The 7,298-nt window shown below is 38.8% G+C and carries 7 protein-coding genes; 3 read left to right on the forward strand and 4 right to left on the reverse strand.

The window, feature by feature from the left end:
- The first annotated feature begins 822 nt into the window (after window positions 1–822).
- Together G4P69_RS39580 and G4P69_RS28845 are read left to right on the forward strand one after the other, a co-directional pair.
- The gene (locus tag G4P69_RS39580) at window positions 823–2,682 is read left to right on the forward strand and encodes an acyltransferase family protein (protein ID WP_243902412.1); all 1,860 of its coding nucleotides are present in this window, start codon (window positions 823–825) and stop codon (window positions 2,680–2,682) included.
- Between the two features lie 151 nt (window positions 2,683–2,833).
- Window positions 2,834–3,247 (forward strand): ketosteroid isomerase family protein, encoded by a 414-nt coding sequence (locus G4P69_RS28845; RefSeq protein ID WP_208341990.1) that lies wholly within the window; start codon window positions 2,834–2,836, stop codon window positions 3,245–3,247.
- A gap of 98 nt (window positions 3,248–3,345) precedes the next feature.
- Here G4P69_RS28845 and G4P69_RS28850 read toward each other — a convergent pair whose 3' ends face one another.
- The 4 genes from G4P69_RS28850 to G4P69_RS40080 form a co-directional block, all read right to left on the reverse strand.
- Window positions 3,346–3,768 carry an ATP-binding protein gene (locus G4P69_RS28850; protein WP_208342024.1) on the reverse strand — a complete coding sequence of 141 codons (423 nt, stop codon included), beginning with the start codon at window positions 3,766–3,768 and terminating at the stop codon, window positions 3,346–3,348.
- Between the two features lie 3 nt (window positions 3,769–3,771).
- Window positions 3,772–5,421 carry a SpoIIE family protein phosphatase gene (locus tag G4P69_RS28855; protein ID WP_208341989.1) on the reverse strand — a complete coding sequence of 550 codons (1,650 nt, stop codon included), beginning with the start codon at window positions 5,419–5,421 and terminating at the stop codon, window positions 3,772–3,774.
- 176 nt (window positions 5,422–5,597) lie between these two features.
- Complete coding sequence (locus G4P69_RS28860; RefSeq protein WP_208341988.1) at window positions 5,598–6,323, reverse strand: response regulator transcription factor; 726 nt, start codon at window positions 6,321–6,323, stop codon at window positions 5,598–5,600.
- Window positions 6,324–6,552: 229 nt separating this feature from the next.
- Window positions 6,553–6,699: a ribbon-helix-helix protein, CopG family gene (locus G4P69_RS40080; RefSeq protein ID WP_208341987.1), complete on the reverse strand. Its 147-nt coding sequence runs from the start codon at window positions 6,697–6,699 to the stop codon at window positions 6,553–6,555.
- Window positions 6,700–6,845: 146 nt separating this feature from the next.
- Between G4P69_RS40080 and G4P69_RS28870 the strand changes: the two genes are divergently transcribed.
- The coding region (locus tag G4P69_RS28870) for a WecB/TagA/CpsF family glycosyltransferase (protein ID WP_208352888.1) at window positions 6,846–7,298 on the forward strand (453 nt) is incomplete at its 3' end.

The following is a 7,298-nucleotide window of genomic DNA, read 5'->3' on the forward strand; positions in this document are numbered from 1 at the left end:
TTTGCAGCCTGTCTAAGACGATCATCAGTCTACGAAAGTTCCCAAAACTTGTTCAGATAAAGACTCTGTTTTATTTATGTAAAATTTCTGTTAATTCCTTCAAAATCTATTGCGATTATCCTTTAGCTGAAATGATAATATCCGTAAGGCATAAACTGGTTTTTTATATATAAACTAGGTCTAGGGCTGATTAATGAAGTAAAAACCTGTCAGTTTATTTGTATGTTCAAACACGGTTTTATAAAATCAATCCTCCTGGTTCATATTGAGCAACCACTAATGAAAGGTGTTGTTTTTCTTGGATATGAGTTTGTAATTCAATGTATCCCCGCTGTAAGAATTCCTGGTGGTTTAACTCCACCTTAAATGAAAGAGAGCAGGGAAAACTAGGTCACTCACAATTCTACTCGGCTTTAAACATGCAACCTCTTTTCATTAACGTATTCATAATTGTTCTCCTTAAGTGGCAAAACAGGCATAGATTTCGTGCTGACTTCATAAATTTGTACCTGAAGTAGGAAGCAAAAAAGAGAATTCGTTTATAAGCTTCTTCTGTCACTTTGAGAAATAAAATAAATAACTCCAACTTATGCTTAATGTTTGGAACACGAAGTAAGTTTTTGCAGTCTTCGTCTTTATTGATCAAACTGGCAGACAATTCAATCTTGTAGAATAGTTCCTAGATAATGTAGGTTTATGGTTCTTACTTTAATCGTGAATAAAGACTTCTACTAAAACATTAGTAAATTAGCCAGATTAATGAATCAAAACAGAGAATTTCCAACGAATTACTCGGAAAAATCCAGTAATCAGCGGCTCCGTATGGCTTATTTAGATGGTATACGAGGTTTGGCTGCTCTTTATGTAGTCCTAGTTCATAGCTGCGACTATAACCTTAGCGTACCTTTAGAACCTGCCTTACTATGGCTAGCTTTGGCAAAGTTCCTACGATATGGAATTTTTGCAGTTGTCACTTTTATCGTTCTTTCTGGTTACTGTCTGATGTTGCCGATAGTTCGATCTAATAAAAGATATTTTTCAGGAGGTTTGCTAGAGTTTTTTAAGCGACGAATTCGACGGATTCTACCTCCCTATTATGCTGCTTTAATATTTTGCATGTTAATCAGTGGATTAGTCCTCTGGTTAGAGAATGAAGGTATTTTAGGATTGAGTAAAGAAAAGTTTGGTGAGCTACAAGGCTTATTTTCTCCTACATTTTCTTTTCATGATCTACTTGTTTATGCACTACTTATTCAAAATTTGGGTTTACATTTTAATAAAATTAATGGTCCAACATGGACTGTGGCAGTAGAGTGGCAAATCTACTTCGTGTTTGCTATTTTGTTAATACCTATCTGGCGTCGTTTAGGATTGTGGGCGACGCTAGGGATCTCGTTTGTTCTAGGGTTATCACTTAAATATCTCATGGGGGATGAAATTGCCTTTAATGTCTGTCCCTGGTTTATAGGTCTTTTCGCCTTGGGAATGGCAGCAGCAGAGATCAATTTTTCTAAAAAACCATCTTTGATGCGGCTCAACAAATCATTACCTTGGGGTGTATTATCTATCGTTTTTGCTAGCCTTGCTTTCTTAACGGAGTGGCTACGATTCGGCAGAGTTGTAGGATTAGAACAATGGATTGTCCATTATTTTGTTGGTCTTGGAGCAGCTTGTTTGTTGATTTACTGTACAAACTTGTTGCTTAATGGTAAGCAACTTCCTCCACTCCTACGGCTATTAGAATCACCGTGGGCTGTTACGCTAGGAGTATTTTCTTATAGCCTATATATCACGCACGCTCCAGTAGTGTGGCTCGTGCATCAACTCTTACTCAGCCTGAATTTATCTCCAACATTAATGGCAACTAAATGGCTTATTATTGGTGTCCCATCTTCACTCATGGTTGCTTACTTATTTCACGTAGCTTTTGAGCGACCTTTTATGTCCCACTTCTCAGTTAACATAAAATCTCAAAAGACCAAGAAGAACATTTCACCTAATTCTTATAATGGCTTGAATGCCTCTTTTGATGGGGATTTAACAAGCACAGAAACTAAGTTTAGTAATTCCCTTAAAAAACTGCTTGAGTGGTTGCAAGATTACATGTCGGTAGATACAGTGACGCTTCTATTACCTGTGAAAGACCAGCAAGATCTAGCTGTATATGCTACTCTAGGACTAGAGGAGGAGATCGTGCAAAAGATTCGTATTCCCATTGGAAGAGGTTTTGCTGGTCGTATCGCTTCAAGCAGGGAACCAATGATTGTCAATAATTTATCAAACATAGAGATTGTAAGTCCTATCTTACGCGAGAAAGGTTTACAGTCACTCGTCGGCATACCGTTGCCCGTAAAACAAAACTCAATTGGAGTTTTGCATATCGGCACCTTTAAGTCGAAACAATTCACTGAGCGCGATGTAAAACAACTGAAAGAGATCGCAAATCTTATAGAGTCGATGATAGCAGATGCGGGATCTGCTGATTCTGAGCTACCTACTCGTAGTCAAGAAAACTGGAACAAACCCTTTGTAAAGGGACCCAACACCTATATCAATACTCTTTATCAATTCTTCACATCTAATTTAGAGACCCTTAAGGCACGACTTTTCACTTCAAAATATAAACTTGTGAAAATTTTCACCTTATTAAGCTTTGTTGCAGAACCAATACAGCTAAGTTAAGGCTAGTTGATGATAATTAACTGTGTAGAGACGTTGAGCAGACAATCGTCTCTACAAAGGTTTATGCAAAACAAAATATCCCTCTCTAGCGGTAGAGTAAAACCTGTTTTTTTATTTAAATTTATAAAGAGTAACTTAGATGCTCATATAAATGCTTTCTACACAACTGTTATCGCACGAATTTACTATCGAAGGAATTACAGAACCAACTGTAGTGCATTACTTTGACAGTTTGAACACAGGAGAATTTCAAAAAGCCGCCGCTTTGTTTGCAGCAGATGGTGTAATGTATCCTCCGTTTGAATCTGGAATAGTTGGATCTGATGCGATCGCAGACTATCTACAACGAGAAGCTAAAGATCTTAAAGCCTGTCCTCGTCAAGGTATTCTAGAATCTTTGGAATTAGAGCAAATTCAAATTCAGATCACAGGTACAGTTCAAACCTCTTGGTGCAGCGTTAATGTTAATTGGCTGTTTATCCTCAACGACCAAAAACAAATCGCACACGCGAAAATTAAGCTCATAGCCTCTCCCCAGGAGTTACTGTCTTTAAAGCGCAGTTAGCCTTACTTTTATCAGAAAATAGCACAAGTTACTAGAGATCACTCCAGCATCTTGAGAAAGAATAAGCTCATATCATAAAATTTATTAATTTTTATTTTTTACCTTTGCCTTGTTGTACTAGCTTCTAACTTTAGACAGTTACAACCATTAATCTGCAATTGGTAATCTACCTTATCCATAAGGCGGTGAATAATCATCCACCCATAACCACCTTCTTGTTTTTCTGTAGGACTTGGAGGTGAGTACTCATTTATATCATAGCCTTCGCCGTAATCCCAAATTTCTATAGTTATATACTGCTGTTTCAGTTCCAAGCGGATTATAACTGGCAGATAAGGCTGATCTTTGTGGGCGTGGCGTACGACATTTGAGTAGGCTTCCACTAAAGCCAACCGTAAACGATTTGATAGAGACATCCAGTCAATGGATGCTTTTAGCTCAATTTCCAGCGAACCCAGCAACCAGTTTTCCACAACGGTTACAAACTTCAAGTCACTCGGTACATGAAGCTCAGTTTTCATCATTTATAAAACCTCCAGAGAAAGTATAGTTTGGTCATCACCTTGAACTTGGTTGTCTGCTTGAACACGAGCTAGTAAATGTTTGAGCGTCAATGGTTTTGGCTCATTTTGTAACAGTTCCCAAAGACCTTCTAAATTCAGCATACAATGGCAATTTTGGTGTTCGCTGCCCACAATTTTCTTAGTAACCGTTGCTTCAGTAATACCATCACTTGCTAATAGTAAGGTGTCCCCAGAAGTCAGAAGCAACTCACCCAGAGGGGCTTGCCATACAGGTGATATACCTAAAGGAATGCTACGTACTTTCAGATAATTGGGATTTTCTATCACATCTTTTTGGGGTGAAGAAAGAAGAGGATAAATGTGACCTGCATTGGCGTAAACTAGTTCCCTAGTAGTGGGAGTATAACGTGCTAAAACAATGGTGATAAAACAATTATTATTGATTAAATCATCTGCTAAAGCATAGTTAAGATTTTGCATAACCACATTTGGCATAGCTGGTGTTTCTTGAGACAATTCACGGCGCAATACTGAAATTGCACTAGCCATGAACAGAGCAGCCGGAACCCCTTTACCAGAAACGTCTCCTACTGCTAACCACAGATCACCTTTGGGATGAACAAAAACTTCAAAAAAATCTCCTCCCACTTCCCGAGCAGGGTAGCAGCAGGCTTGCACCTTGGCACCCTTAATATCTGGTAAAGTTTGACGCAGCAAGTTATTTTGAATGCGGCGAGCAACTTCTAACTCAGCGTGGATTTGCTCTTGTTTTTCTTGAAGATGTTGGTAAAGTTTTGCTTGGTAGAGAGCTAAAGCAGCTTGTTCAGCAACACCTAAAATGAGCTGAATATCTTCCTGTTTCCAAGAGCGATCCTTTTTGTGTTGGTAGAGTGCAAGGACGGCGAGTAAATGTTTCTGGTACGTGAGTGGTACAGCAATTTGGCAGGCGGACTCGTCATCGTGAGCATATTCATCAAGTTGATATTGACGAGTGACAAGTACTTTTTCTATTAAACAACTTGGATCAAAAAAGGAACTTTCTTCTATTGGATCCTGGTATGTGAACTCGTCTAGCGTTAGGCGATCGCTTTCTACTGGTTTTAGTATGCAGCAGCTGACTTCAAAAGTCTTTCCAATTGTTGCTACAATTTTTTGTAACATACTGCGGTAGTCTAACGACTCCCGAATGGCTGTCGTGACTTCATTAAACAAAGATTCTCGCCTAAGCGCACGACTTAACTGTTGAGTACGTTGCTTTACAAGACGATACGTCTCAGTAGCTTGTGATACCACAACCTTCAGTTGGTCTGGTTTCCAAGGTTTAGTAATGTACTTAAATACCTGACCAGAGTTAATCGCTTCAACCAAATCCTCAACATCCGTAAAGCCTGTTAGCAAAATACGAATTGTGTCAGGAAACCGTTCTACAGTTAGACCAAGAAATTCAGTACCATTCATTTCTGGCATTCTTTGATCTGAGATAATCACAGCCATTTCTCCTGCTGTGTCTAATATTTTCAAAGCACTCTTAGCATTGCTTGCTTTGAATACTTGAAAATCACGCCTAAAAGTTCGGTAGAGCAAGTCTAAGTTATCTGCTTCATCGTCTACCACCATCAGCTTCAGTTTTTCTGCTTCTACTTCAGTCATACATATTTGTGTGTTCTTTTGAATCCATATCGTGATGCATCGTGGAACGGGGTGAAAAGTTAATTAAGAGTAAAAACAAACAAGACTTGATCCGCCATCATATAGATAAATTTTTGTAGTTTGTTGATTGTTCTATAGTCTCCTCAAGCGTCACCACACCCCAAAAAAAAATTCTCCTAACCAACTAAACCTGAACGTAAAGCACGAACTGCCGCTTGGGTGCGATCATCAGCGCATAGCTTGTTCAAAATATTGCGGACATGAGTTTTGACAGTTCCAACAGTGATATACAGTCTTTCCGCAATCACTGCATTGCTACAACCCTCAACAATCAGTTGTAATACTTCTAACTCTCTTTCTGTCAAGGTGTATGGATCAATCACCTCCTGATTCTCAACAGCGGTTCCTGGGTTATTAGCAGCAGTCTTAGTCTCAAATGATGTCCCCTCTCGCTTATGTGGATTTTTTTGTTGTGCTTGCTCTAATACTATTCGAGCGATCGCTGGATCGATCCAAGCGTTGCCATTGTAAGTGACTCGCACTGCTTCCAGCAAATTATCAAATTTAATGTCTTTCATACAGTAGGAATCTGCACCTGCAGCAAAAGCAGCCAGCACAGCTTCTTTGTTATCCCGCAGCGTTAGAATTAGCACCTTGGTTACTGAATCAGTACCATCAGCAGTAGATTTGACCTCCCGTGTTAGCTCAATGCCATCTTTATCTGGTAAACCGATATCTATGATGGCGATATCTGGTTGTAGCAGTTTTAGCATATTAAATCCCTCAGTAGCATTGCCAGCTTCTCCTACAACTTGGATTTCCTCCCTTTGCATAAGCGCTGTACGAATACCTACACGAGTTAAGTCATGGTCTTCAATCAGAGCAACACGAATCTTAGTCATGGTCAATTTCCACTCCTTGAACTCTTAACTTAAAATTGAGTTTACTAAAAACTCTTGGAATATTTATTAGGAATATCAAGCTTAGTTTTTCACAAGCTCTAAGTTCCGAAGCGTAAATGGTTTTCAATCCGTACTTGAGACTGAAAACCGTTCTAAGGACATGAGTAAGCATTTGTACTCGTACAAAAACCCCTATTTTGATTTGCTTATGTCGCTAAAAGTTTAGCAATCATTCGTCCCTGATTTTGAGACGCCGAATGAACTCCCTCACTACATCTGTTTTGGTTCTCTTGTTCTGTTCACAGTATTTTTCCAATCGATCTAACTCTATATCTGGTAATCTTACTGTCAAAACTTTATCTGAGATTTTTGGCATCAATGTACTACTTTATGTAAAGCTAATATTAGTACAAAAATAACACAAACAATTTGCCGTGTGGTCTTTCTGTCTTAGATACAACGATTTTTCCTTTATTCGAAAAATCTCAGATACAATTTGGTAAGGCTCAATAAAAATAGGTTATGTCTATACAGGCTAAAGCATTTTCAGTTTTGGGGCTACCAGTTCATATAATGCCCAATTATTCAGACTGGTTGCTAGAACGCTCGCAAAAAAAAATAGGGACTCATGTAGTAACACTTAATGCAGAAATGACTATGCAAGCACATCAAGATACAAAGCTTGCTCAGGTTATTCAAGATGCTGAGTTAGTGATCCCAGATGGAGCAGGAGTCGTTCTGTATTTGCGCTGGGTTTTATGGCAAGAAGTACACCGAACACCAGGAATTGAATTAGCAGAAAATTTGTTAGACAAACTTGGACCAAGTTCAACTAACCCAAAAGTATTTTTCTACGGAGGTGCACCTGGTATAGCTGAGAAGGCAGCTAATTTTTGGCTTTCTCGAATTCCTAATTTAAATTTAGCCGGTACCTACTGTGGCTACCATTCATCAGAAGAAGAAGAAATATTACGC

The sequence above is a fragment of the Aetokthonos hydrillicola CCALA 1050 genome, from assembly GCF_017591665.1.
Classification (GTDB): Bacteria; Cyanobacteriota; Cyanobacteriia; order Cyanobacteriales; family Nostocaceae; genus Aetokthonos; species Aetokthonos hydrillicola.

What these genes read in the sequence shown, in the direction of transcription:
- G4P69_RS39580 (WP_243902412.1), top strand. Translation starts at nt 823, where the DNA reads ATGGCTTATTTAGATGGTATACGAGGTTTGGCTGCTCTTTATGTAGTC.
- G4P69_RS28855 (WP_208341989.1), bottom strand. Translation starts at nt 5,421, where the DNA reads ATGACTGAAGTAGAAGCAGAAAAACTGAAGCTGATGGTGGTAGACGAT.
- G4P69_RS28860 (WP_208341988.1), bottom strand. Translation starts at nt 6,323, where the DNA reads ATGACTAAGATTCGTGTTGCTCTGATTGAAGACCATGACTTAACTCGT.
- G4P69_RS28850 (WP_208342024.1), bottom strand. Translation starts at nt 3,768, where the DNA reads ATGAAAACTGAGCTTCATGTACCGAGTGACTTGAAGTTTGTAACCGTT.
- G4P69_RS28845 (WP_208341990.1), top strand. Translation starts at nt 2,834, where the DNA reads ATGCTTTCTACACAACTGTTATCGCACGAATTTACTATCGAAGGAATT.
- G4P69_RS40080 (WP_208341987.1), bottom strand. Translation starts at nt 6,699, where the DNA reads ATGCCAAAAATCTCAGATAAAGTTTTGACAGTAAGATTACCAGATATA.